This is a genomic window from Thioclava sp. L04-15 (assembly GCF_002020275.1).
In the GTDB taxonomy this organism is placed as follows: domain Bacteria; phylum Pseudomonadota; class Alphaproteobacteria; order Rhodobacterales; family Rhodobacteraceae; genus Thioclava; species Thioclava marina.
Map to the genome: position 1 here is coordinate 124,217 of NZ_MPZW01000007.1, position 22,339 is coordinate 146,555.

General features: G+C 65.1%; 24 protein-coding genes. 11 read left to right on the forward strand and 13 right to left on the reverse strand.

The window, feature by feature from the left end:
* Window positions 1-40 precede the first annotated feature (40 nt).
* A complete protein-coding gene (locus BMI90_RS14985; RefSeq protein ID WP_078530302.1) occupies window positions 41-1,717 on the forward strand; it encodes a thiamine pyrophosphate-binding protein in 1,677 nt (558 codons plus the stop codon).
* Window positions 1,718-1,724: 7 nt separating this feature from the next.
* On the opposite strand, the gene BMI90_RS14990 is transcribed toward BMI90_RS14985, so the two are convergent.
* Both BMI90_RS14990 and BMI90_RS18890 read right to left on the reverse strand, forming a co-directional pair.
* The gene (locus BMI90_RS14990) at window positions 1,725-2,798 is read right to left on the reverse strand and encodes a site-2 protease family protein (RefSeq protein ID WP_078530303.1); all 1,074 of its coding nucleotides are present in this window, start codon (window positions 2,796-2,798) and stop codon (window positions 1,725-1,727) included.
* A gap of 265 nt (window positions 2,799-3,063) precedes the next feature.
* Window positions 3,064-3,303, reverse strand: coding sequence for a hypothetical protein (locus tag BMI90_RS18890; protein ID WP_210401965.1), 240 nt, complete (start codon window positions 3,301-3,303; stop codon window positions 3,064-3,066).
* Here BMI90_RS18890 and BMI90_RS14995 point away from each other — a divergent pair.
* The gene (locus BMI90_RS14995; protein WP_146671310.1) at window positions 3,286-3,507 is read left to right on the forward strand and encodes a hypothetical protein; all 222 of its coding nucleotides are present in this window, start codon (window positions 3,286-3,288) and stop codon (window positions 3,505-3,507) included. The genes BMI90_RS18890 and BMI90_RS14995 overlap by 18 nt on opposite strands.
* A gap of 153 nt (window positions 3,508-3,660) precedes the next feature.
* Here BMI90_RS14995 and BMI90_RS15000 read toward each other — a convergent pair whose 3' ends face one another.
* The 6 genes from BMI90_RS15000 to BMI90_RS15025 all read right to left on the reverse strand — a co-directional run bounded on the left by BMI90_RS15000 (window position 3,661) and on the right by BMI90_RS15025 (window position 8,921).
* Window positions 3,661-4,659: an FAD:protein FMN transferase gene (locus tag BMI90_RS15000; protein WP_078530305.1), complete on the reverse strand. Its 999-nt coding sequence runs from the start codon at window positions 4,657-4,659 to the stop codon at window positions 3,661-3,663.
* Entirely contained in the window at window positions 4,640-6,847 is a 2,208-nt protein-coding gene (locus BMI90_RS15005; RefSeq protein ID WP_078530306.1) for a PepSY domain-containing protein, read from the reverse strand. Before BMI90_RS15005 ends, BMI90_RS15000 begins: the two co-directional genes overlap by 20 nt.
* 12 nt (window positions 6,848-6,859) lie before the next feature.
* A complete protein-coding gene (locus tag BMI90_RS15010) occupies window positions 6,860-7,330 on the reverse strand; it encodes a DUF2271 domain-containing protein (protein ID WP_078530307.1) in 471 nt (156 codons plus the stop codon).
* A 38-nt stretch (window positions 7,331-7,368) separates the two neighbouring features.
* A complete protein-coding gene (locus BMI90_RS15015) occupies window positions 7,369-7,758 on the reverse strand; it encodes a PepSY domain-containing protein (protein WP_078530308.1) in 390 nt (129 codons plus the stop codon).
* Window positions 7,759-7,933: 175 nt separating this feature from the next.
* A complete protein-coding gene (locus BMI90_RS15020; protein ID WP_078530360.1) occupies window positions 7,934-8,611 on the reverse strand; it encodes a cytochrome b/b6 domain-containing protein in 678 nt (225 codons plus the stop codon).
* On the reverse strand, window positions 8,604-8,921 hold the full coding sequence (locus BMI90_RS15025; protein WP_078530309.1) for a PepSY domain-containing protein: 318 nt from the start codon (window positions 8,919-8,921) through the stop codon (window positions 8,604-8,606). The genes BMI90_RS15020 and BMI90_RS15025 overlap by 8 nt, the downstream gene beginning before the upstream one ends.
* Before the next feature lie 144 nt (window positions 8,922-9,065).
* Here BMI90_RS15025 and BMI90_RS15030 point away from each other — a divergent pair, with 144 nt between their 5' ends.
* The 8 genes from BMI90_RS15030 (at window position 9,066) to BMI90_RS15065 (ending at window position 17,983) form a co-directional block, all read left to right on the forward strand.
* Window positions 9,066-9,725: a response regulator transcription factor gene (locus BMI90_RS15030; protein WP_078530310.1), complete on the forward strand. Its 660-nt coding sequence runs from the start codon at window positions 9,066-9,068 to the stop codon at window positions 9,723-9,725.
* A complete protein-coding gene (locus BMI90_RS15035; RefSeq protein WP_078530311.1) occupies window positions 9,722-11,065 on the forward strand; it encodes an ATP-binding protein in 1,344 nt (447 codons plus the stop codon). The genes BMI90_RS15030 and BMI90_RS15035 overlap by 4 nt, the downstream gene beginning before the upstream one ends.
* A gap of 355 nt (window positions 11,066-11,420) precedes the next feature.
* Window positions 11,421-12,527: an ABC transporter substrate-binding protein gene (locus BMI90_RS15040; protein WP_078530312.1), complete on the forward strand. Its 1,107-nt coding sequence runs from the start codon at window positions 11,421-11,423 to the stop codon at window positions 12,525-12,527.
* 73 nt (window positions 12,528-12,600) lie between these two features.
* Window positions 12,601-13,455, forward strand: a complete 855-nt coding sequence (locus BMI90_RS15045; RefSeq protein WP_078530313.1) for an ABC transporter permease subunit — start codon at window positions 12,601-12,603, stop codon at window positions 13,453-13,455.
* On the forward strand, window positions 13,452-14,240 hold the full coding sequence (locus BMI90_RS15050) for an ABC transporter permease (protein WP_078530314.1): 789 nt from the start codon (window positions 13,452-13,454) through the stop codon (window positions 14,238-14,240). The genes BMI90_RS15045 and BMI90_RS15050 overlap by 4 nt, the downstream gene beginning before the upstream one ends.
* A 3-nt stretch (window positions 14,241-14,243) precedes the next feature.
* Window positions 14,244-15,302, forward strand: a complete 1,059-nt coding sequence (locus BMI90_RS15055) for an ABC transporter ATP-binding protein (RefSeq protein ID WP_078530315.1) — start codon at window positions 14,244-14,246, stop codon at window positions 15,300-15,302.
* Between the two features lie 557 nt (window positions 15,303-15,859).
* Window positions 15,860-17,182 carry a hypothetical protein gene (locus tag BMI90_RS18985; RefSeq protein ID WP_078530316.1) on the forward strand — a complete coding sequence of 441 codons (1,323 nt, stop codon included), beginning with the start codon at window positions 15,860-15,862 and terminating at the stop codon, window positions 17,180-17,182.
* 3 nt (window positions 17,183-17,185) lie between these two features.
* Complete coding sequence (locus BMI90_RS15065) at window positions 17,186-17,983, forward strand: hypothetical protein (protein ID WP_078530317.1); 798 nt, start codon at window positions 17,186-17,188, stop codon at window positions 17,981-17,983.
* Window positions 17,984-17,990: 7 nt separating this feature from the next.
* Here the strand turns inward: BMI90_RS15065 and BMI90_RS18800 are convergent, their stop codons facing one another.
* Genes BMI90_RS18800 through BMI90_RS15075 form a run of 3 tightly spaced genes read right to left on the reverse strand, consistent with a single transcriptional unit; the run spans window position 17,991 to window position 20,225 of the window.
* A complete protein-coding gene (locus BMI90_RS18800; RefSeq protein WP_168172802.1) occupies window positions 17,991-18,155 on the reverse strand; it encodes a hypothetical protein in 165 nt (54 codons plus the stop codon).
* The gene (locus tag BMI90_RS15070; protein ID WP_078530318.1) at window positions 18,152-19,282 is read right to left on the reverse strand and encodes a YeeE/YedE thiosulfate transporter family protein; all 1,131 of its coding nucleotides are present in this window, start codon (window positions 19,280-19,282) and stop codon (window positions 18,152-18,154) included. The genes BMI90_RS18800 and BMI90_RS15070 overlap by 4 nt, the downstream gene beginning before the upstream one ends.
* A 1-nt stretch (window position 19,283) precedes the next feature.
* Window positions 19,284-20,225, reverse strand: coding sequence for a rhodanese-like domain-containing protein (locus BMI90_RS15075; RefSeq protein WP_078530319.1), 942 nt, complete (start codon window positions 20,223-20,225; stop codon window positions 19,284-19,286).
* A 584-nt stretch (window positions 20,226-20,809) separates the two neighbouring features.
* On the opposite strand from BMI90_RS15075, the gene BMI90_RS15080 reads away from it, so the two are divergent.
* Window positions 20,810-21,352, forward strand: a complete 543-nt coding sequence (locus BMI90_RS15080; RefSeq protein WP_078530320.1) for a flavin reductase family protein — start codon at window positions 20,810-20,812, stop codon at window positions 21,350-21,352.
* A gap of 123 nt (window positions 21,353-21,475) precedes the next feature.
* Here BMI90_RS15080 and BMI90_RS15085 read toward each other — a convergent pair whose 3' ends face one another.
* Both BMI90_RS15085 and BMI90_RS18805 read right to left on the reverse strand, forming a co-directional pair.
* On the reverse strand, window positions 21,476-22,021 hold the full coding sequence (locus BMI90_RS15085; protein WP_246831559.1) for a cysteine hydrolase family protein: 546 nt from the start codon (window positions 22,019-22,021) through the stop codon (window positions 21,476-21,478).
* Between the two features lie 91 nt (window positions 22,022-22,112).
* Entirely contained in the window at window positions 22,113-22,337 is a 225-nt protein-coding gene (locus BMI90_RS18805) for a hypothetical protein (protein WP_168172796.1), read from the reverse strand.
* Between the last annotated feature and the right edge of the window lie 2 nt (window positions 22,338-22,339).

Sequence of the window (22,339 nt, forward strand, 5' to 3'; positions counted from 1 at the left end):
CGCGCTACGGTCGCCGCCGGGTAGGGGGAAAGGATCCGCGATGCGAAACGGTGGACAGCTGCTCGTCGAATGTCTGGTGGCGCTCGGGGCGCGCAAGGCCTTCGGAGTGCCGGGGGAGAGCTATCTGGCGGTGCTCGATGCGCTGCATGACACGCGCGGGAAGCTCGATTACGTGCTCTGCCGGCAGGAGGGCGGGGCGAGCTTCATGGCCGCGGCCTATGGCAAGCTCACGGGGCAGCCGGGCCTGTGCATGGTCACGCGCGGCCCCGGTGCGACCAATGCCGCGATCGGGGTGCATACGGCGATGCAGGATTCGGTGCCGATGATCCTTTTCGTGGGACAAGTCGGCACCGACATGAAGGGGCGCGAGGCGTTTCAGGAACTCGATTATCGCGCCGTCTTCGGCACGATGGCGAAATGGGCGGTCGAGATCGACCGGATCGAACGCATCCCCGAAATCCTCGCCCGCGCCTGGAGCACGGCGATCTCGGGCCGTCCGGGGCCGGTCGTGGTGGCACTGCCCGAGGATATGTTGACCTCGATGACGGATGCCGCCCCTCTGCGCGGCCCCGTAGAGATCACCGAACCCCACCCCGATCCGGCGGCGATGGAGCGCCTTCGCGAGATGCTGGCAGGGGCCGAACGCCCGCTCATCCTCTATGGCGGGTGCAACTGGAAAGGCCCGGGCACGCGCCCGATCCAGCGCTTCGCTGAAGCCTCGGATATCCCGGTGGTTTCGGTCTTTCGCTATCAGGACCAGTTCGACAACCACTCGCCGAGTTTCTGCGGCGAGGCCGGGGTCGGGATGATGCCCCATGTGAAGGCGCTGATCCGCGAGGCCGATGTCATCCTCGCGATCAATGCGCGCTTTGGCGAGAACGCGACCGATGGCTACACGCTCCTCGATGTGCCACAGCCGCGCCAGCGGTTGATCCATGTGCATGGCTCCGATCGCGAGATCGGCAAGGTCTATTGCCCGGAGCTGGCGATCCAGTCCGGGCCGAACGCCTTTGCCGAGGCGCTCGGGGGGCTCGCGCCGGTCAAGGGCAGTTGGGGCGCGTGGCGTGCCGAGGGGCGCGCGGCCTATGAGGCGGGGTTCGATCTGCCCGATCTCCCCTCGCCGGTCGATATGGGCAAGGTCTGCGCCCATCTGCGCGCAACGCTGCCCGAGGATATGATCGTCACCAACGGCGCGGGAAATTTCGCGATCTGGTCGGGGCGGTTCCTGAAATTCGGGCCCGAGGCGTGGCTCCTTGCGCCGCAATCGGGCGCGATGGGCTATGGCGTGCCCGCCGCGATCGCCGCGAAGCTGGTCCACCCCGCGAAGACGGTTCTGTGTTTCGCCGGCGATGGCGATTTCCAGATGACCTCGCAGGAGCTTGCCAGCGCTGCGCAGGCCGGGGCGCAACCGATCATTCTCGTGCTCAACAATGGCATCTATGGCACGATCCGCGCCCATCAGGAGCGCAATTATCCCACGCGGGTTTCCGGCACCGAGATGACCGCCAATCCCGATTTCGCGGCGCTCGCGCGGGCTTACGGCTTTCATGGTGAACGGGTCGAGCGTACCGAGGATTTTGCGGCGGCCTTCGAGCGGGCCTTGGCATCACCGACGGGAGCCGTGCTCGATCTGGTGATCTCGCCCGAGGCGCTGACCCCGCGCCAGACGCTCTCGCAGATGCGCGAGGGGGCGCTGGCTGCGGGCAAGGGACGTTGAGCGCGGCTCAGCGCCGCGCGAGGATGAACCACTCGCCGATATTCTCGCGGTTCACATAGCCGATGAACCGGCCGTGATCGCCGGTGACGGCGACGGCCGGAACGTGGCGCCCCGACATCGCCTCGAGCACGGCCTGAAGCGGTGCGGTGGAGGGCAGGGCGTGCAGGCCCGTCAGCATGTGGTCCGAGACGCGCTCGGCGCGGTGTTCAGGCTCGGGGAAGGACATCACCTCGGCGCGGGTCAGAAACCCGAGGAAGGCCCCATCCGGCCCCAGCACCGGAAATTCGGATTGCGTGGTGCGCAGGATCAGACGCGCGGCGTCCTCGAGGCTGTCCTCGGGCGACAGGCTCGCGAATGCGGTGATCATCGCATCACGCGCCTGCGCGCCGCGCGCGCGCCCGCGCATCGTGACATCGGCGCTTTCCGCCCCGCCCGCGAAATAGATGAAGACCGCGATCAGCACGAGGATCGGGCTCGATTGCATCACCCCCCAGAGCCCCAGCGCGAGCGCCAGCACCCGCCCGACCTGCGCGGCGATCTGCGTGGCCTTCACCCGGTCCATGAACAGCGCGAGGACCGCGCGAAACACCCTGCCGCCATCCATCGGGAAGGCGGGGATCATGTTGAAGGCCACGAGCAGCAGGTTGACCACGGCGAGCCGCGCCCAGAAATCCTGCGTCGGGCTCTCGAGCGATTGCAGATCCGCGATCTGCCCGCGCACCCCGATCAGCACCGAGAGCACGATCCAGATCACGATATTGACCGCAGGCCCCGCCACCGCGATCAGAATCTCCTGTTTCGGGTTTTCGGGGATGCGCTCGAGCCGTGCGAGCCCCCCGATCGGCAGCAAGGTGATGTCAGGGGTCTTCACCCCGAACCGCGCCGCCATCGTTGCATGGCCCAGTTCGTGCAGCATGACACAGGCGAAGACCGAAACGATGAAGAGCATGTTCACCAGCGCCGATTGCGGCCCTTCGGCCATCCAGGCGCCGACCATGATCCAGGCCAGCAGAAGGAAGAACGTGACATGCACCCGCAGCTCGGTGCCGCGAACTTTGCCGATGGGAAAGGACCAGCTCATCTCTGCTCTCCGTTGGGTCTGGTGCGACGGTAGCGAGAGGAGGCCACGTTCGGTCGCCGGGTGCAAGCCCCGCAGGAGAACAGTGTTTGTGGGTTTCGGTGGATTTCGATATAATCCTTTTTAAATCAATGGCGTGCGGTTTGAAGTTTATCCGCGGGGATGAAGCGATGACTGAGTCGATCCAACGACCCAGACTGGAATGCCCGTTCGATATTTCCGCGTTCTAGACGAAATCGGTGGCCTTCCCGGCGCGCATCGCGCGTGATCACCCGAGCTCCATGGTGGCGATCGCTTGCAAGGACGCGCTCGTGTTCGGGGCGGGGCCGCGATACATCCGGGCGGTCTCGAAAGCCGATGTAAAACCAAGCTGCGACAAACGGGCCCTTAACGGCGCGTAGCCTTCCGGCAGATCGATCGACACGGGCGCCGCCGGATAACGGCTCGCGACCGCGATCGGAACGGCGCGCGCACGCTCGAGGTGTGCATCGTGAACAACACGCGCCACGTCAAGGCCTTCTCGGTGAACGGGCAGGGGCGCAAGGAGGTCAAGCCGACGCATCGCGGCTCCCAGTCGATCACGCCGGGCACCACCAATATCCGGCTTTGGAAACAGACGGTCCTGAAGCAGTTCAAGCAAGTCGATGGGTGGAACTTCGACACGACCGGTCGTGGTGGCGGGCGTGTGACGTTCTTCTGGGTGACCGACTGATCTTCCGCGCAACACGGTCGGCACCAGTTCAAAAGGCGGCCCCATGGCCACCTTTTGTCCTGCGTCGATGGGGGACGGTCCCTGTGAGGGTCTCCGCGTCGGCGCGATAGCCTAGCAAGAGCGTCCGGCCCGCCGCTTCCCCACTTTGCGAACTCAGACGCCGTCGGCCCCTCGGGCCTCCAAGGTCGAAGACGGGTCCGGGACGCTGACGGAAAACAGGCTGCCCTCTCCAACGCTGCTGACGCTTCCGTCTTCCTCGCGCATCAGGAAAAGCGCCGAGAGCTGATATTTCCGTGCAAGCGTGCGTCCTCCCTCGGGACCGAGGACCATCAGCGCCGTTGCCCACGCATCGGCCTCGGCACAACTGCGCGCGACCACCGTCACAGACGCGGGCGATGAGAGCAAAGGGGCACCGCGCGAAAGATCCATCGTATGCGAGAGCCTGCGGGCGCCGAGGTCGATCCAGTGACGGTAATCGCCCGAGGTCGCGACGGATGCATTTTCGAGCGCGAGGATCGAATGCGGCGTGCGCCGCAGCGGATCCGGGCTTTCGACCGCGATCGTCCAGGGCGTGGCATCGGGCCTCAGGCCGCTTGCGCGCATCTCGCCGTCGATCCCGACGAGACCGGCCTCGATCCCCTGCGCAGCGAGCGTCTGAGCGAGACGGTCGACCCCGTAGCCCTTCGCGATCCCGTTCAGGTCCAGAACCAGAGGCCCGCGCTTGCGAGCCCTGCCATCGTCGAGCTCGAGCCGCTCGAAGGCGGGTTGTCGCTGCGCGCTCATCGCGGCGCGGATCCGGTCGGGAGCTGCATCCTCGGGGCCGAATCCCCAGGCGGTGACCGCATCCCCGAGACCGATATCGAACGCCCCCTCCGAGGCTTTGCCGATTTCGAGCCCGAGCCGGAGCACTTCGGCGAGCCGCTCGGGCACCGCCACCCATTCACCCTGCGCCGCCGCGTTGAGCCGCATCAGATCGCTGTCGGGTTTCCAGCTGGACATCTGGGCATCGACTTCCTCGACCGCCGCCTGAAGGGCTTCGCGGATTGGCGCGGGGTCGCGCTCGGGCGGGGCGAAGAACAGGGCCGTCCAGCGGGTGCCCATCGTGGGGCCGTGCAGAGCGTGGCGCACCAGATCAGAAGATGTCTTCGACATAGCGTCCCTCCGCTTTCAGTTTCGCCGGACTCAACCCGGTCGCCGCGAGAATATCACGCAGGGCCTCGGAGACCCCCGCAGCCATGTCCCGCCCGCCGCAGACCATGATCCGCGCCCCGCTCTGGACCAGTCGCACAAGTTCGGGCGCATCGGCGCGCATTGCGTCTTGCACGTAGCGTGGTCGCTGGGCGCGCGAGACCGAGGTGACGAGACGCGACAGGCGTCCTTCGTTCTTCCAGTCGCTGATTTCCTGCGCATAGAGAAAATCGCTGTCCGGATCGCGCATGCCGAAGAAAAGGTGGATCGGACGGTGTTTCGCGTTTTCGCGCACGAACCCCGCCAGAGGCCCGATCCCCGTGCCCGCGCCGATCAGGATCAGGGGTGCGCGCGAGCGGTCCGGCCGGAAAGCGGGGTTGCGCCGGATGAAGGCGCGCACGCTCTCACCGGGCTCAAGCGCGGTCAGCTGGCCCGAACACAGGCCGCCGGGATGCTTCTTCACCACGATCTCCACGAACCCGTCGCGCCGCGAAGAGGCGAGCGAATAAAGCCGCGGCGCCTGCGCGCCGTCGGGCACGATCGCAACCAGATCGCCCGCGCTGAACCGTGCAAAGCCCGTGCTCGTCAGCTTTTGCCACAGCGTCGGGCGGGGCAGGGCAAAGCGGAGGATCGAGGTCGGAGCCTGCACTTCCGCCCCGAAATCGCGGCGCGACACAAGCGTGAGGTCGGTGGTGGAAGGGAGGACGGGCTGGTGGCACAGATCGAGCTCGACCCCGAGCGCCGCCCCCAAAGCCTGCCCCCAGCGCGCGAAGGCCTGCGGCGACTGCCGGTCGATCGTGTCGTAAGGCAGCAGAACCGGCCATCCCGCCGCTTCTGCGGTATCGGCAACCGCTTGGGCATAGGCACAAAAAGCCGGGAAGGTCCGGTCCCCGAAGCCGAGCACCGCGATCGGGATGTCATGCGCGCCGCGATGGGCCGGAAGTGTCTCCAGAAAACCCTTTGCCGAGGAGGGTGCCACGCCGTCACCATAGGTGGCCGCGAGCAGGATGATCCGCTCGGCCCGGGTATAGCGCTCGGGCGCGAAGGACGACATCGGCGCGATATGGGCCTTCTGCCCCGCAGCACCGAGCGCCCGATGCAGCGTCGAAGCAAAGCCCCAGGTGCTGCCGCCTTCGCTGCCGACAAGGATGATGGTGTCGGCGCGTCCGGGCGGCTGGTTGGCACGAATGCGCGGACGTCCGCGCCGCCCCGCCAGCCAGATCAGGACACCCGTGGCGCCCATCGCGGGCACCCCAAGCGCCATGATCCCCAGTACCGCGCCCAGCAGGGCGGCACCCTGACCGGTATGAAGGGTGTAGATCGTTTCGGAAATGCGCTGCCACGGGCCGAGATCGGCCCAGGCGAGCACCGCGCCGTTGCCCTGATCGAGATAGCCTGTGCCCCGATCGGTCTTCAGCGTGAATACGTCCGTTGCATCGCCGGGATAGGGAAAGCTCAGGCTCCGCAGCTCCGATACGGGCGTGGTCCCGAGCAAGGCAAGCTCGGCGAGCGGTGCGCCGGTCTCGCCGCTCGCCTGCGAGGGGATGGCAAGCGAGGGGCCGCCGTCGGGGATCAGCTCGAACGTGGAGGCGGTCATCCACAGAGCCGTGGCCGAGGACAGTATCAGACCGACCACGGCGACCCGCGCGATCTCGACATGCACGCGCCCGGGAAGGGGCCCGCGCAGACGGGCGAACCAGTGACGCCAGCCACCTGTACGCCGCGCGACGAGAAACGCTCCGGACACCGAAAGCACCAGCATCGCCGCCGCTCCGAGCGCGCTGATCACGCGGCCCGTATCTCCGAGAAAGAGGGCGCGGTGAAGGTTGGTCAGCCAGCGCTGAAGGGGATCGGGATCGGCCGAAGCGACGCCCTGTCCGGTCGTGGGGTCGATCACCGCCGCGCCGGGTTGTCCCAAGTCGAACCAATAGGCCGTGATCCGCCCCGAAGGCGCGCGCCGGATCTGCTCGAGCCCAGGATAGACCGCCTGAACGCGCTCGGCGAGCGTTGCGACGCTCAGTCCCGCCTCGGCCTGCGGTGCCGCGATCCGCTCCGTGACCGGATAGACCGCGAGCACCGCGCCGCTGAGCGCAAGCACCGTGACAAGAGCGAGGGCGATCAGCCCCGGCCAGCGATGAAACGCGCGGATCATGGCCCTGTCACCTCACATGTCGTAGGCAAAGCTGGCGACGTAGCGACGCCCGGCAACCGGCTTGCCCATGCCATCGGTCGTGAGCGGGACGGCAACCTCGTTGGGGCTGTCGCGCATGTCCTCGACGGCGGCGTCGATATGAAGCGTGTAGCCCGCGTCAAACAGGGCATCCGCCAGATCGAGCGTGATCTCGAGCGTGCGGCCCGCACCGACGCTCGCGCCGGTGATGCCGTTGATCTGCGCCGGATCGCCGCCGGTCGCGCGATACCAGTCACTCAGATGCTCGTAATATTTCGACTTGCCGCCCGCCATCCAGAGGCTGCCCGCATAGGCGCCCGAAGCGTCGGTGACATAGAGCGCGAGATAGGCGCCGTCGCCACCGTAATTGCTGAGCGTCGTCGTCAGCGTGACCGGCCGCGCAGAAGCGAGGCCGGGAAGGGTCAGCGCCGTGCTCAGCGCCAGTGTTGCGAGAAGTGACTTCATCTGGGGTTTCCTTTTTCAGGCGTTGCGTCGCGCGGGTCTCAGTTCACCTGGACCTTCGGCGGGGCGCCGTTGCCGAAGAGGCCGTTCTGGGGCGGGGCGACCGTGCCCGCAGGGGCGGGGTTGCGCGTGGACGCGCCGTAATCGTCATCATCCTCTTCGTCGTCATGCTCCATCTTGAGGACGCGCAGCGTCACCGGATCGACCTTCGCTTCGATCTTGCGCCCCTCGCGGTCGCGGCCTTCGATCTCGTATCGGCCGTCCTCCATCTCGATTTCGCGGACAGTCCAGCCGTTCTCGCGCGCGAGTTGCATCACGGCATCGCGGGACTGCGATTGTCCGCGCGCGGTTTTTTCATAGTCGTCATCGGCAAGGGCCACGCCCGCGGGAAGCAGGGCGATGAGGGAAATTGCGGTCAGGGTCTTACGCATGGCAGGGTCTCCTTTTTCATCTGCTACCGACAATCTGGGGTGTCGACCTGAGCGGTTCCTGACAGCCCGGCACTTTCCGCTTCAGCTTCGCGTCAGGAAAAAAGGCCCCACCTTGTGAGGGCGGGGCCAGTGAGGCCGCAGGACGAAACGGCCTTGGGGTCGCGATCAGGAACGATCAGGCGATATCGCCGGGATCGGGTGCACGCTTGTCGCCGGTCAGCATTGCTCGGGCGAGGTTTTCGCGATGCCGGAAGGAGGCCAGAACCACCCCGCCGACATGCAAGGCGACGAGCAGCAGGACCAGATTGGCGAGAACCTCGTGCGCTTCCTCGAGGGCCTCATTCCCTCCGCCTTCCGCACCTTCTCCGCTTTCGCCGTATTCGCCATCCTCGTCCGCGAAGGCCGGGGTCGCGATCTGCGGCAGCTCGGGAAGCATTGCCAGACGCGCAGGTTCCGCCATGAGCCAGCCGGTGAAGGCTGTGCCCGACAGCGAGATGAGCAGGGCCACGATCATCAGGGCCCCGGCGGGGTTGTGACCGAGATAGCGGCGCTCCTTCCCGCGCAGCATGTCGCCAAGATAGGACAGCGTCGGCCCGGGCCCTCGGAGGAATTGGGTGAACCGGGCATAGCGCCCGCCCACGACCCCCCAGATCAGCCGGAAAGCGATCAGCCCCGCGACTGTGTAGCCGGCGATCTCGTGCACCGGCTGCAACTCGTCAGCCGTAAGCCACGCCGTCGCAAAGGCCGCGACTAGGCCCCAATGGAAGATACGCACCAGCGGATCCCAGACCCGCACCTTGCCTCCGGCGCTTCCGCCGGGATGGGGTTCGTCGTGAAACGTTGCGTCAGTCATGTTTGCCACCTTCACCATCTTCACGGGAACGACTCCGTTCGTCGTCCTCGTATTCGATCTCGAGAATCTGAAGCGTCGAGGGATGAACCTTCACTTCGACGCGGCGGCCCTGTGCATCGTTGCCGTCGATCTCGTAGCAACCGTCATCGATCTTGATACGACGCACGGTCCAGCCGTTCTGCGTGGCCAGCTCGGCCACCGCATCACGCGGCTGCCAATTCGCCATCGGGACGAAACAGTCGTCATCCGCCAGAGCCGTTCCGGCAGGGAACACCGCGAGAAAGGCGAGAATTGTCACTGTCTTCTTCATGGGCCAAACTCCTGTTCGCGGCCAACTCGATGCCTTTCTTCGGCAATCAATCTGACGGGAACCTGAAGCCGCACCGCGCGACGTGTCAGCTTGGCGTCAGCGTGGCGGATCAAGACAGGGAACGAAACAAGAGATGGAACGGAAATGCGCATCCTGCTGATCGAGGACGACACTATTCTGGGCGCCGCCGTGCGCGATCAGATCGCCAGCGATGGCCACTCCGTGGACTGGGTTACGCGGCTCGACGAGGCGGGGGAGGCGATCCGCAGTGCGGGCTATGATCTTGTGCTGCTCGATCTCATGCTGCCCGATGGCCGTGGCATCGGTTTCCTGAAATCCCTGCGCAGCCGGGGCGATGTGAGCCCGGTGATCATCATGACCGCACTCGATCAGGTTTCGGATCGGATCGAGGGGCTGAATGCGGGTGCCGACGATTATCTGGTGAAGCCCTTCGATCTCGCCGAGCTTTCCGCGCGCATCGGTTCGGTCGCCCGGCGCTACAGCGGCAATCCCAATCCGATCGTCACCCATGCCGGGCTTGAGATCGACCTTGCCGCGCGCAGCATTCTGCGTGACGGCAAACCAGTGCAGCTGACGGCGCGCGAATGGGCGCTGTTCGAGGCCTTTCTCTCGCGCCCCGGCCAGCTGCTTTCCAAGGCACAGCTCGAGGAAAAGCTCTACGCCTTCGACGCGGAGGTGGAGAGCAACACGATCGAGGTCCATGTCAGCCGCCTGCGCAAGAAGCTCGGAGCGCATGTGATCGAGACCGAGCGCGGTCTTGGCTACCGGCTGGGCAAGCCATGAGATTGCCCAGAAGCCTTCAGGCCCGCCTGGGGCTCTCGCTGGGGGTCGTTCTGACGCTCATGTGGATCGTCGCCGCGACGGCAACCGCGCTGATCGTGCGCAAGGAGATGGACGAGGTTTTCGATTCCACGCTTCAGGAAACGGCGCAACGGATCCTCCCGCTTGCGGTCATGGATATCGTCAACCGGGACGGCAACAACGTGACGCAGCGCCTTGCGAGCCTGCGCGACCACGAGGAATTCTTCACCTATATCGTGCGCGACGCGGAGGGGCATATCCTCCTGCAGTCCCATGCGGCTGACCCCTCCATCTTCCCCGACACCGCCGAGCGCGGATTCAGCCAGACGGCCACGCATCGATTCTACAGCGACGCGGCGCTTCGGGACACGGTTCGCATCACCGTCGCGGAACCGCTTTCTCATCGGGCGCGGATTGCGCGGGAGATCGCGCTCGGCCTCGGGCTGCCGCTGCTGATCGTGGTCCCGCTTGCCTTGGCGGCGGTCATTCTGGCGGTGCGAACGAACCTCGGTCCCTTGCGGCGATTCCGCACCAGCCTCGAAGCGCGCAGCGCGCGCGATCTCACCCCCATTCCGACCGATGATCTGCAAACCGAGATCGCCCCTGTCGCGGCCACGCTCAACAATCTTCTGGGCCGGTTGCGTGAAGGCTTCGAAGCCGAACGAAGTTTTGCGTCCAACGCCGCGCATGAGCTGCGCACACCCCTTGCGGGCGCCATTGCGCAGACGCAACGCCTGAGCGCGGAAACCAGCGATCCCGTCGCAAAGGCGCGTGCCTCGGATATCGAAGCGACGCTCAAGCGACTCACACGGCTCTCCGAGCGCCTGTTGCAGTTGGCGCGTGCGGAGGGCGGCCCCCTGCGACTGGACCGAAGCGCGGATCTGCGCGTCGCAGCCCGGCTCGTCGTCGAAGACCTCGCCCGCGGTCTCGAACCGGGACGCATCGCTTTGGACCTGCCGAACGCGCCGGTCATTTCAGACCTCGATCCCGACGCCTTCGGAATCGTGTGCCGCAATCTCGTCGAAAATGCCCTCAAACACGGGGCGCTGGACAAGCCCGTCTCCGTGCGCCTGACCCCGGACGGCGTTCTGAGCGTGACGAATGACGGCCCCGTCATTCCCCAGGAGACGCTTTCGCGCCTGACCGCGAGGTTCGAGCGCGCCGGAAGCACGAATGACGGCAGCGGGTTGGGGCTTGCGATTGTCGCGGTGATCGCCAAGCGGATCGGAAGCCCGCTTTCGCTGACTTCACCCCCGCCCGGGAGCGTGTCCGGTCTTGAGGTGCGGATACAACTCCCCGTGAACTCCGCTTGGGCAAAGTGAGCTTTTGCGGCATTTCCGGAGCGGGGGAGGCGCGGGTTTGCCGGGTTTCGCTCAAATGAAAACCCGTTGTCGGCGCGATCTGCGCCCCGGATTTCTTGAGATTTGCCTTTGATTTCGGCGCATGTGGCGATCGCGTGATCATTGCCACACGGATATGTTCACTTGAGCATCACGGATTATCAAAAGAAAATTGACTACGTGGTCCAGTCTGCCAAAGTCCTGTTACATGATCCGCATAAAGGGTCGCCGATGCCGGAGCCAACTGGCAGGGCACAACCGTCGAGAGACGTCAGATTCGGAGAGACAGGACCGCAAGGTGCGGCACCGCTCTTCATGAACGGGGAGAGACCTGAAAATGAACTTCAAATTCCAATACCTCGCGGCAGTCAGCGCCGTGGCTCTGGCGGCGAGCGCCGGCACCAGCTTCGCCGAGAGCCTCGACGACCTCTATGCCGCCGCGAAAGAGGAAGGCAGCCTGACCACGATCGCGCTGCCCCATTCGTGGTGCAACTACGCTGGCGTCATCGAGGGCTTCAAGCAGAAGTACCCGGGCATCACCGTGAACGAGCTCAACCCTGATGCGGGCTCGGCCGACGAACTCGAAGCGATCCGCGCGAACAAGGACAACAAGGGTCCGCAGGCTCCCGACGTGATCGATGTCGGCCTGTCCTTCGGCCCGGCGGCCAAGGAAGAGGGGCTGATCCAGCCCTACAAGGTCTCGACCTGGGACACGATCCCCGCCGATGCGAAGGATGCCGAAGGCTACTGGTACGGCGACTATTACGGCGTGCTGTCCTTCGCGGTGAACAAGGACCTCGTCGACAACGTTCCGCAGGACTGGTCGGACCTTCTCAAGCCCGAATACGCCAACTCGGTGGCGCTGGCGGGCGATCCGCGTGCGTCGAACCAGGCGATCCTCGGCGTTCTGGCCGCGGGCGTGGCCGCAGGCGGCGAGCCGGGCAAGGCTTCGGGCGAAGCCGGCCTCAACTACTTCGCCGAGATGAACAAGAACGGGAACTTCGTCCCCGTCATCGGCAAGACCGGCACGCTCGCGCAGGGCGCGACGCCGATCGTGATCGAGTGGGACTATAACGCGCTGGCCGGTCGTGACACGCTCAACGGCAACCCGCCGGTCGACGTGATCGTGCCGCAATCGGGCGTCGTCGCGGGCGTCTACGTTCAGGCGATCTCGGCCTATGCGCCGCACCCGAACGCCGCGAAACTGTGGATGGAGTATCTTTATTCGGACGAGGGTCAGCTTGGCTGGCTCGAGGGCTATTGCCACCCGATCCGCTTCAACGACCTGTCGGCCAACGGCAAGGTCCCGCAGAAGATGCTCGACGCCATGCCGCCCGCGGAAGGTTATGCCAAGGCGGTCTTCCCGTCGCTCGACGCTCAGGCTGCGAACAAGGAAGTCGTGACCGGCGGTTGGGACAGCGTCGTCGGCGCGAACGTCCAGTAATCGAGGCTCTTCTCTCACCCCGCGCCATGGTGCGCGGGGTGAATTTTTCGACATTTCTGTAAGACGAGGCTCGATGCATAGCCGCAAGCTGCCGCTGACCTGGGTGGGGATGGTTCCCTTCACTCTGTTCGCGCTTTTGTTCCTGATCGCGCCGACGATGTATATCGTCATCGGGGCCTTCCGTACGGTGGACGGAGGCTTCACGCTGTCGAATCTGGTGAATCTGTTCCAGCCAACGATCCTCGCGAGCTACTGGATCTCGATCAAGATCAGCCTCGCCACGGCGCTGGTGGGCTGTCTCGTAGGCTTCGCGCTGGCCGCCGCCGTCACACTGGGCGGTTTGCCCAAGTGGCTGCGCGGGCCGGTGATGACCTTTTCGGGCGTGGCTTCGAACTTCGCGGGCGTTCCGCTGGCCTTCGCCTTCCTTGCCACGTTGGGGAGGCTGGGCCTCGTCACCGTGCTGCTGAAGTCATGGTTCGGTTTCAACATCTACGCTCATGGCTTCAACCTGCTGAGCTTCTTCGGCCTGACGCTGACCTATCTGTTCTTCCAGATCCCGCTGATGGTGCTGATCATCACCCCGGCCCTCGACGGTCTGAAGCGCGAATGGAAGGAAGCGGCCAGCATCCTCGGGGCGACCGGCTTTCAGTACTGGCGCATCGTGGCGCTGCCGATCCTCTGGCCCGCTCTGCTGGGCACGCTGGCGCTTCTCTTCGCCAACAGCTTCGGCGCGGTGGCGACCGCCTATGCGCTGACCGGTTCGTCGATGTCGATCGTGCCGATCATGCTTTACGCGCAAATCCGCGGTGACGTGCTGCAAGACCCGCATCTGGGATATGCGCTGGCCTTCGGGATGATCGTGATCACCGGGCTTGCCAATCTCGCTTATGTCTGGCTGCGCGTGCGCTCCGAGAGGTGGATGAGATGATCTCCAAACGGTTCTGGTCCTGGCTCGCGCTGGCCTTCGGTATTCTCTATTTCGCCCTGCCGCTTCTGGGCACTCTGGAGTTCTCGCTGCGCGCACGGCGCGGGGTCTATTCGCTCGATGCCTATCGTTCGGTGCTCGCGGACCCGCAATTCCGCGAGACCTTCACCTATTCGGTGGTGATGGCGATCTTCACCATCCTCGTCGGCGCGCTGATCGTGGTGCCGACCGCGTATTGGGTGCGGCTCAAACTGCCGAAATGGCGCCCCGTGGTCGAGTTCATCACCCTGCTGCCGCTGGTGATCCCGCCCATCGTGATCGTGTTCGGCTATATCCGGCTTTACAACACCTCGTCTTTCCTGCCGCTCACCGGCTCGATCACGGGGACCAATATCCTGCTGATGCTGGGCTATGCGACGCTCTCGCTGCCCTACATGTATCGCGCCGTCGATACGGGGTTGCGCACGATCGACGTGGCGACCCTGACCGAAGCGGCGCAAAGCTTGGGCGCGGGCTGGGGCACGATCCTCGCACGGGTGATCCTGCCCAACGTGCTGGTGGCGGTCCTCTCGGGCGCCTTCATCACCTTCGCCATCGTCATCGGCGAATTCGTCCTCGCCTCTCTTCTTAACCGGCCGGCCTTCGGCCCCTACATGCAGCTGACCGGCGCGAACAAGGCCTATGAGCCCGCAGCGCTCGCGGTGATCGCCTTCTCGATCACCTGGATCTGCATGGGGCTCATTCAGCTCGTCACCCGGTTCTCCAAACATACGAATGCAAAGCGGTAACCCATGGCCTCTCTCGAGATCGAACATCTGGAAAAATCCTTCGGCGCGAACCGCGTGGTGAAGGATTTCAACCTCTCCATCGCAGAGGGGGAATTCATCTCGCTGCTCGGTCCGTCGGGCTGCGGCAAGACGACCGTTCTGCGGATGGTGGCGGGCTTCGAGCACCCCTCGGGCGGTGCGATCCGCATCGGCGGGCAGGACGTGACCGCGCTGCCTTCGAACCAGCGCAATATCGGGATGGTGTTTCAGGCCTATGCGCTGTTTCCGAACCTGACGGTCGCGCAGAATGTCGGCTTCGGGATGCGTGTGGCGGGACGCTCGCGTGCGGAAATCAAGACGCGCGTGGCGGAAATGCTCGACCTGATCGGCCTGCCGGATCTTGGCAACCGCTATCCGTTCCAGCTCTCGGGCGGGCAGCAACAACGTGTGGCGCTGGCCCGCGCGCTTGCCATCCAGCCGCGGGTTCTGCTGCTCGACGAGCCGCTCTCGGCGCTTGACGCAAAGATCCGGGTAAGTCTGCGCGAAGAGATCCGCGAGATCCAGCGCCGCCTGGGTATCACGACGATTTTCGTGACCCACGATCAGGAAGAAGCGTTGTCGATCTCGGATCGGGTCGTGGTGATGAATGGCGGCGTGGCCGAACAGATCGGCGCGCCTTTCGAGATCTACAATCAGCCCAAGACCCGCTTTGTCGCGCAATTCGTGGGCACGCTCAACGCGCTCACCGCGCAGGTGGCCGATCCCGCGCGTGGTGCTTTGCGTGTGGGCAGCACCGAGGTGATCCTCGGCGCACCCGTCTCGGCGGGCACGAACGCCGAGGTGACCCTGGCGGCGCGGCCCGAAGTGCTGGCGCTGGGGCGCCGGGAGGGGAACGACACGATCTTTTCGGGCAAGATCGCCGAGGTGCATTTCCTCGGCTCGATCCTGCGCGTGAAGCTGGAGGTGGAAGGCCAGACGATCGCGCTCGACACCTTCAACCGCCCCGGAAACCCGCCGCCCGAGGTTGGCTCCCTGGCGGAGGTGAGTGTCGCGAGCCGGGATCTGCTCGTGCTCGCGGACTGAGATCGCTGCGGCCAGCCTCTGGCGCGGAGTTGCCTTCGGGCTGGCCTATTTCTTCACCGGTTGGACGGACCGACGAGGCATCGCGTGAAAACGGTGCGGGATGGGGCGCATCCATCAGGGGGCGTCGCACCGGCTCAATGTGAACCTTCGATCTGTTCCCGAAATTCCGTGTAAGGATTCATTTCGTGTGTCCAACAGGGTAGACGAGCGGTATGTGTCGACTGCCCACCGAGCTGCAAGATCGGGAACGCGCTCGTCCATGGGATCGCTGTTGCGCCGAGGGCTCTCTACAGAACGCGATTGATCTCAAGAGGCACAGGGATGCCGTGCCTGCTGGCAAACGGTGCCGTCCAGCCTCTCGCCGCCGCTGTGACGGTGGATTTCGGCTTGCACCCCTCTGATTTCCGAGGCCGTTGAAACACCCTGTCCGGGGGAAGGGGGCGCGCGGCTATCAGCCTGATTTATGCAACAAAACCCGTCGTGACCCTTAAAATTCGCGCCCTCATCCCCCAATTGTGATCAGTTCCCGAACCCAATCGTGACGAGGGCGAAAGCCGATGACAGAGACCCCCAGAAGACTGAGCGCGGCCGAAACGAAGGGCCTGCGCACCGCAAAGGAGCTGGAGGGCCATCTGGCCTGGCTCGACACGATCACGCCCGCAGCACTCGGCGTGCTGGCGATCGCCTCGGGCATCTACACCTATCTCGGCGTCTCCTCGATCCTCGAGGATACCGGCGCGATGAGCTTTTTCGCGGCGCTTGCCTATTCGATTGCCGTCTCGGTCGGGATCTTCGTCTTCTGGAGCTACATGCTGCGGCTCTTGCCCGCGATGCGTACGGCGAGCGGCTTCGTCGGGCTGACGGTCTCGACCATCGTCGGCTCGCTCGCCATCGTCGCGATGTCGAGCTGGCTCAACGCGGCGGCGCTGGCGGGATCGGCGGCGGTCGAGCAGCACCTCGATACCACGGTGCGCGATTATCAATCCGCGCTCGAGCAGGCCCATGACATCGCCCTTTCCGCGCAATCGCTGGGGCGCGAGGTCGAACGGGCGCGCGACGCTTTCGAGGCGCTGGCCGAACAGGAGCAATCGGGCCAGTTGTCAGGCGCGGCAGGCCGGGGCGCGGTGTTCCGCGTTCTGACCCAGAAAACCGAAGAGCTTGCCAATCTCGAAGAGCAGATCCGCGCCCAGCAGCCGCAGATCGACGAGGCCTTCGAGACCGGCAACCAGATCTTGGGACGGATGCGCGCGCTGATCGTGGCCCCCGGTCCGGTCGAGAAGCGCTCGGTCGAGTTTGCGGAACAGAGCGTGCGGCTTGCTGGCGTGATCGCGCGGCTCGACCAACTCTCCGTGGCCCCGCTGGTGGCGCGGGCGGCGCAGGATCTGCCCGCCTCTGTCGTGCTGCCGGAACTTGACGGGCGCACAACCAATGTCCGAGACGCGCAATCCTCGACAATCGATTCCGTGCTGGAGGCGCTTGACCAGCGCGGCCGCACGCTGGAGCGCGCCGCCGATGAGGTGCTGGCGCGCGATCCGCCGATCCAGACCGCCTACAACCCGATCACCAGCGCCGAGGCCGTGATCCGCTATGCGGGCAGTTTCGTGCCTTCCTGGGCGGGGGCGATCGCGATCGACCTTCTGCCCGCCGTTCTCGTCTTCGTTCTGGCGGTGACGCAGGCCGCGATCCGTTCGGGCCGCGACGGTCTGCCGATCGAGGAGACTCTGACGCTTGCCGATTTGAAAGCGGCGCTCAACGCGATGCGCGACGTCGAGCAGACGATGGGCGGGGCCGATGCCGAGATCCGCAAGCGGGTGTCCGGGCTTTCCGAGACCGAGCTGCCCGACGCACCCGACGCGCCGCCCCGCGCCACCGAGAGCTGAGTGATGCGCCTGTCGTTTCCGAAGCTTGCGCATCTTGATATCCGGCGCGGGCTGATGATGGTTCTGTGGCTTCAGGTCGCGATTGCCGCGGTGATGATCGCGGGTGATTGGCTGGGCCGCAATCCGCCCGGGGCGCCTTCATCCGTGCCTGGCATGAGCGACCCGGTCGCGCCGGGCGATCAACGCCGCCGCTTTGATCCCGACCGGCCCCTGCCGCGCCGGGATGCGCCTGCACTGCCGCCGGGGATCGATCTGCCTTCGACCTACCCAGACCGTCTCACCTTCGAGCGCAAGACTATCGAGGGTTTCGGAGAGGTGCTTCTCCTGAACGGCTCGATCGCGACGGGCGATGCGGATCGCCTCGCGAGCTATCTCGACGGGGCGTCGACTGAGGATCTCCCCGCGACCGTCGCGCTCAGCAGTCCCGGCGGGCAGGTGATCGAAGCGCTGGCCATCGGGCGCATGTTGCGCGAGGCAGGCAAGAACACCGCGATCCTTCCGGGCATGGCCTGCATGTCGGCTTGCCCCTATATCCTCGCCTCTGGTGAACAGCGTCGTGTCTCCCCCGAGGGCTATGTCGGGATGCACCAGCATTACTACGACGAGAACCTTTACATGCCCGCCTATTTCGCGGTGGAGGAAATCCAGCGCGGACAGGGGCGCACGATGGAATATCTGATCGACATGGGCGTCGATCCCGGCGTGATGATCTATTCGCTCACCACCCCGCCGGAAGACATCTACATCCTGCTGCCCGAGGAATTGCTCGACAGCCGCCTCGCGACTGAGATGCTCGACTAGACGCGGCTTAATCCGGCAGCGCGCCGCAGAAACCGCCGCTGGCCACCTGACCCGAGCCCAACGCGAAAGCGGGCGGGGCATGATAGGGGTTGTGCGGCGCGGCGAGCAGGTCGGCGGCGATCAGGGCGAGAAGGCCTGCGATTGCAATAAGGGCGGTGCTCTTGCGGGTCATGCGCGCGCCTCCAGCCCGAGGATCGGGCGCAGCCGAATGCCGAGGAAGGCGCCCGCGAATGCGGCCGCGAACCAGACCCAGCCGTGAAGGCTGCCGGTCGAGATGCCAGAGAAGAAGGCGCCGACGTTGCAGCCGAAGGCGAGCCGCGAGCTGTATCCCAACAGGAAGCCCGCCACGACAGTTGCGACCCAGGCGCGGGCGGGGTAGCGCGGAAGCGTCTGCGACAGACCGCCTTGCCGCCATGCCGCGACCCCGAAGGCCCCCGCAATCAGCCCGATATCGGTGAGCGAGGTGTAATCGGTCAGCAGGTTCTCGTGCAGTCGGGTGACCGATCCCGGCGCGCTCCAGAAGGCCGAGCCGGACAGATCGATACCCGCGCCCTGGACCCCTTTCGCGACCCAAAGCCCCAGCCCGTAGACCACGCCCCAGGGCTGGCCCGCGACGACCAGGTTGCCGATGGCGAGCGCGGCGAGCACGAGCGCCGCAATCACGTAGCGCCGGGGCAGGGCGCGCGATCCGGGCTTGCCGAGCGCGAAGGCCACGCCCGCGACGAGCGCGAGCAGAACCAGCGTCACCGCAAGCCCCGTCGTGCCGCGCAGGGTCAGGATCGGCAATGCGCCGAGCGAGGTCCACCAGATCAGACCGTAGGCGCCGAAGAAGCTGCCGATGGCGAAGAACGGAAGCGCCACCAGGCCGACCGGATTGCCCGAGCCCGCGTTGACCAGCGTCCCCGAGCCGCACCCCAGGACCACCTGCATCGCCGCGCCGAAGACGAAGGCGCCACCGACCATGGCCCAGCCGATCGGGGCCTGAGCGCCGGTCAGCTCACCCGGATGGCTCGACAGAAGCGGGATCGCCACGATGGACACCAGCGCAATTGCCAGAAGCTGTGCCAGAAGCCCCGCCGGTTCGCGCCGCAGGATCATCGCGCGCCACGGGCCGGCAAAGCCGAAGCGCAGCCCCTCGAGAGCAATGCCGAAGCCCAGACCGATGGCCAGCAGAAAGCCGTAACGCGCCCCGCCCAATAGCGTGAGCGCGCCAACCGCGACCAGCGCGGCGAGCACCAGCGCCGCCCGCCGAAGCGCCGTGGCGGATCCGCTGCTCGCCTCAAGAACCGTGCTCGTCATCTCAGCCCCCGGTCAACTGGTTGAGCAGGTTGCGCAGCAGGCCGGGTTGGTTCTCCATCGCGCCGTCAGTCGCTGAATATTCGACCATCGAACCGGGATAGAGCTTCACGTTCTCGATCCCCGCCAGCTCGGAGAGCGCGAACCATTCGGTCGCGGCCCAATGTCCGGTGTTGCAAAAGGAGACGACCTCTTCGCCATCCGCGATCCCGAGCTTGGCCTTCAGCGCCGCCGCATCGACCTGGCGGTCGATCACCGTCGCACCGGGGCGGAAGAATTGGGTATAGGGCAGGTTCTCGGCCCTTGGCAGCGTCCCGGGGCGGGCTGCAGCACCATGTGCGGATTTGCCCTTGTAGAAGGCGGGCGGTCGCGCATCGACCAGGACCGCGCGGCTCTTGCCGTCGACGATACCGCGCACCGCTGGCGTTTCCGCGGTCCAGCGATCGTCCCAGTTCAGCGACAGATCGGTGGGCATCAGGGTCTCGGTGGCGGTCGAGATCGGCAGCCCCGCATTCGCCCAGGCGGTCGTGCCGCCGTTGAGGATCGACAATTCGGTGAAACCCGTGCTTTTCAATGTCCAGTAGACCCGTGCCGCCGCGCCGAAATCGGTATCGGTATCGCCTTGCGCGATGATCACGATCGGGCGGTCGGTCTCGAGCCCGATTTGTTCGAAAGAGGCCTCGAGCTTGGCAAGTGGCGGCACTTGACCGGGATTGTTGTCGGGGCCGCGAAAGATCGAATAAGGCGCGTAGACGGCCCCCTCGACATGGCCCTTTTCATAGACCCCGACGCGGATATCGAGCAGCACCGGATCGAGATCCGCCAGCTCCGCGTTCAACTCGCTGGGGGTGACGAGCGGGCCGAGATGCGCGGCGGCGAGAGGGGCTGCACCAAGGAGGCTCGCGCCGACGAGCGTGGTGGCGGCGATGGTGGCGAGAAGGTTCATGGGTGACCTCGCGAGATGGAATTTTCTCCCAGATCGGGCGAAAATAACGCCAGATCAAGGGGCGGCGTCGTCGCTGATAATAGGGGTGGCGGGAAATCATTCCGATTTGCGTGGCGGCGATGGCAAGGCCGTCTTTCTCGCGCGCCTGTCGCGAACATCCGCCCCTGCACGCCGGGGCTAGGCGTGACGCTGTTCTTATTTGAGCAAAGTCGTGAGAGTTGCCTCCCGTGCCCGCCAGCTTGTCATTTTTCCGAAGGCTGCGTGGAATGCATGTGCGGAAAGGGTAATGCCAGAAAACGGCTCGGCCTGCGCCCTTCTTGTCGAAGCGGGCGGATCACCTTTGCGTGCTGGTGCGGCGCGTCCACCGTTTGCGCCTGATAGGCTCAGGTCTTGCCGCATGAGGCCTGATACAGGCGGCGCGGCGACCCGGCCTTCCGACGTGCGGGGAGATGAAGAGACCGCAGCCGGACGCCAAACGCCGTTTCGGAGCCACGCTGCAACGGTCATTCTGATATCGCGCGCCATTTCATCTAGGCAATTTCCACGATGGGTCTAAGCTCTCCATGACCGAAAGGAAGATGCCGATGACTCCGCTACCGCTTTCGCGCGCCTTCACCTTGATCGAACCCGGGCCGGTGGTTCTGGTGACGACCCATGACGGGGCGAGGGCCAACATCATGACCATCACCTGGACAATGGTCCGTGGCTTCGACGCCAGTTTCGCGCTCACGACCGGACCTTGGAACCACTCCTGGAACGCATTGTGCGAGGCCCGTGAATGCGTCCTCGCCATTCCCACCGCCGACATGATCGATACGGTCGTCGGCATCGGGATGTGTTCGGGCGCTGATACCGACAAGTTCGCGCGTTTCGATCTGACGCCCTTGCGCGCGCACCATGTCGGGGCGCCGCTGATCGGCGAGTGCCTCGCCAATATCGAATGTCGCGTCGAGGAGATCGTCGAACGGCTCGACCTTGTCTTGCTCAAGGGCGTCGCCGCCCATATCGACCCCGACCGGCAGGATAAACGCCTGCTTCATGCGGTCGGTGACGGGACCTTCACCGCAGATGGAGAGCGGTTCGACCGAAGCGAGGCCATGCGCGCCAAGCTCCCCGCCGGTCTGTAGGCGAAGGAGAGCCGAAGCCCTCTTTCGACCCGCTCCCGGCTTGCGCGCGCCCCAATTCGGACGTTCATCGGCAGGACATTGCTGCCTTTGATCCTGCCCGATCATATGGCCGGGTATGTGGTGCTATTCGGACAGTATCTGCGTTGACAGGCAAACCCGCGCGAACTCCCCGTGGAGATGCGCCAGAGCCGAGCGATGAATTTCCTCCGCGGACAGCGTTGGCCCATCATCAAAGCTGACATCGGCATTGGAGGTGAAAGCCGCGCACGCATCCGCGACGAGGCGCACCCTGTATCCCAGATTGGCGGCCATTCGGGTCGTGGTGGACACGCAATGCGGCGTCGTCAGGCCACAGATTGTCAGGGCATTTGCGCCAAGCTCCTTGAGATGGTCGTTCAAATTCGTCCCTATGAAAGCCGAATTGACACTTTTCTCGATGATGGTTTCGCCGGGCAAAGGCTGCACTTGCGCCTTGAACTCGGTTCCCGATCCGCTGAGCGGTGAGCCAGGCGTCGTACTGACATGTCGGACGTGAATGATTGGCGAACCTGAATCGCGCCATTTCTGAAGCAGGTCACGCGCGCGGTCTTCTGCTTGAGGATTGTTGCGTTCGCCCCAGACGGGATCTTCAAATCCGGCCTGAATGTCGATGAGAATCAATGCGTTCACTTTAAACCCTTCAGTGAGAAATGATCCACGCGAAGAGCTAACGCCTATGGGAAAGCAGACCCGTGAGCAAGTCGCGGCACTCGCTGCTCGCCTATGGGCTCGATCCGGCATCTCCCTGCGCCCGCGTGCAATGCTGGCAAACCTGGGCGCCAGCGTCGGGTTGGCGTTGCGGCTGCATGTCATCGGCAATGGGGGCCTCTATCGAGATCGCGTACTGTCCGGTCTTTTGCACGGGGCCGAGAAAGGCCGAGGGCTGGCGGCGCGCATTCATCGCCTCGATAATGGCGGTATTACTCAGCGTCTTCGGCAGGCTCACGG

Excerpts from the sequence above, each read along its gene's own strand:
- BMI90_RS18985 (WP_078530316.1), top strand. The coding sequence starts at position 15,860 with ATGACAGAGACCCCCAGAAGACTGAGCGCGGCCGAAACGAAGGGCCTG.
- BMI90_RS15070 (WP_078530318.1), bottom strand. The coding sequence starts at position 19,282 with ATGACGAGCACGGTTCTTGAGGCGAGCAGCGGATCCGCCACGGCGCTT.
- BMI90_RS14990 (WP_078530303.1), bottom strand. The coding sequence starts at position 2,798 with ATGAGCTGGTCCTTTCCCATCGGCAAAGTTCGCGGCACCGAGCTGCGG.
- BMI90_RS15010 (WP_078530307.1), bottom strand. The coding sequence starts at position 7,330 with ATGAAGTCACTTCTCGCAACACTGGCGCTGAGCACGGCGCTGACCCTT.
- BMI90_RS15005 (WP_078530306.1), bottom strand. The coding sequence starts at position 6,847 with ATGATCCGCGCGTTTCATCGCTGGCCGGGGCTGATCGCCCTCGCTCTT.
- BMI90_RS15035 (WP_078530311.1), top strand. The coding sequence starts at position 9,722 with ATGAGATTGCCCAGAAGCCTTCAGGCCCGCCTGGGGCTCTCGCTGGGG.
- BMI90_RS15040 (WP_078530312.1), top strand. The coding sequence starts at position 11,421 with ATGAACTTCAAATTCCAATACCTCGCGGCAGTCAGCGCCGTGGCTCTG.
- BMI90_RS15030 (WP_078530310.1), top strand. The coding sequence starts at position 9,066 with ATGCGCATCCTGCTGATCGAGGACGACACTATTCTGGGCGCCGCCGTG.
- BMI90_RS15045 (WP_078530313.1), top strand. The coding sequence starts at position 12,601 with ATGCATAGCCGCAAGCTGCCGCTGACCTGGGTGGGGATGGTTCCCTTC.
- BMI90_RS15015 (WP_078530308.1), bottom strand. The coding sequence starts at position 7,758 with ATGCGTAAGACCCTGACCGCAATTTCCCTCATCGCCCTGCTTCCCGCG.
- BMI90_RS15025 (WP_078530309.1), bottom strand. The coding sequence starts at position 8,921 with ATGAAGAAGACAGTGACAATTCTCGCCTTTCTCGCGGTGTTCCCTGCC.
- BMI90_RS15055 (WP_078530315.1), top strand. The coding sequence starts at position 14,244 with ATGGCCTCTCTCGAGATCGAACATCTGGAAAAATCCTTCGGCGCGAAC.
- BMI90_RS15065 (WP_078530317.1), top strand. The coding sequence starts at position 17,186 with ATGCGCCTGTCGTTTCCGAAGCTTGCGCATCTTGATATCCGGCGCGGG.
- BMI90_RS18800 (WP_168172802.1), bottom strand. The coding sequence starts at position 18,155 with ATGACCCGCAAGAGCACCGCCCTTATTGCAATCGCAGGCCTTCTCGCC.
- BMI90_RS15080 (WP_078530320.1), top strand. The coding sequence starts at position 20,810 with ATGACTCCGCTACCGCTTTCGCGCGCCTTCACCTTGATCGAACCCGGG.
- BMI90_RS15050 (WP_078530314.1), top strand. The coding sequence starts at position 13,452 with ATGATCTCCAAACGGTTCTGGTCCTGGCTCGCGCTGGCCTTCGGTATT.
- BMI90_RS15000 (WP_078530305.1), bottom strand. The coding sequence starts at position 4,659 with ATGTCGAAGACATCTTCTGATCTGGTGCGCCACGCTCTGCACGGCCCC.
- BMI90_RS15075 (WP_078530319.1), bottom strand. The coding sequence starts at position 20,225 with ATGAACCTTCTCGCCACCATCGCCGCCACCACGCTCGTCGGCGCGAGC.
- BMI90_RS15020 (WP_078530360.1), bottom strand. The coding sequence starts at position 8,611 with ATGACTGACGCAACGTTTCACGACGAACCCCATCCCGGCGGAAGCGCC.
- BMI90_RS14985 (WP_078530302.1), top strand. The coding sequence starts at position 41 with ATGCGAAACGGTGGACAGCTGCTCGTCGAATGTCTGGTGGCGCTCGGG.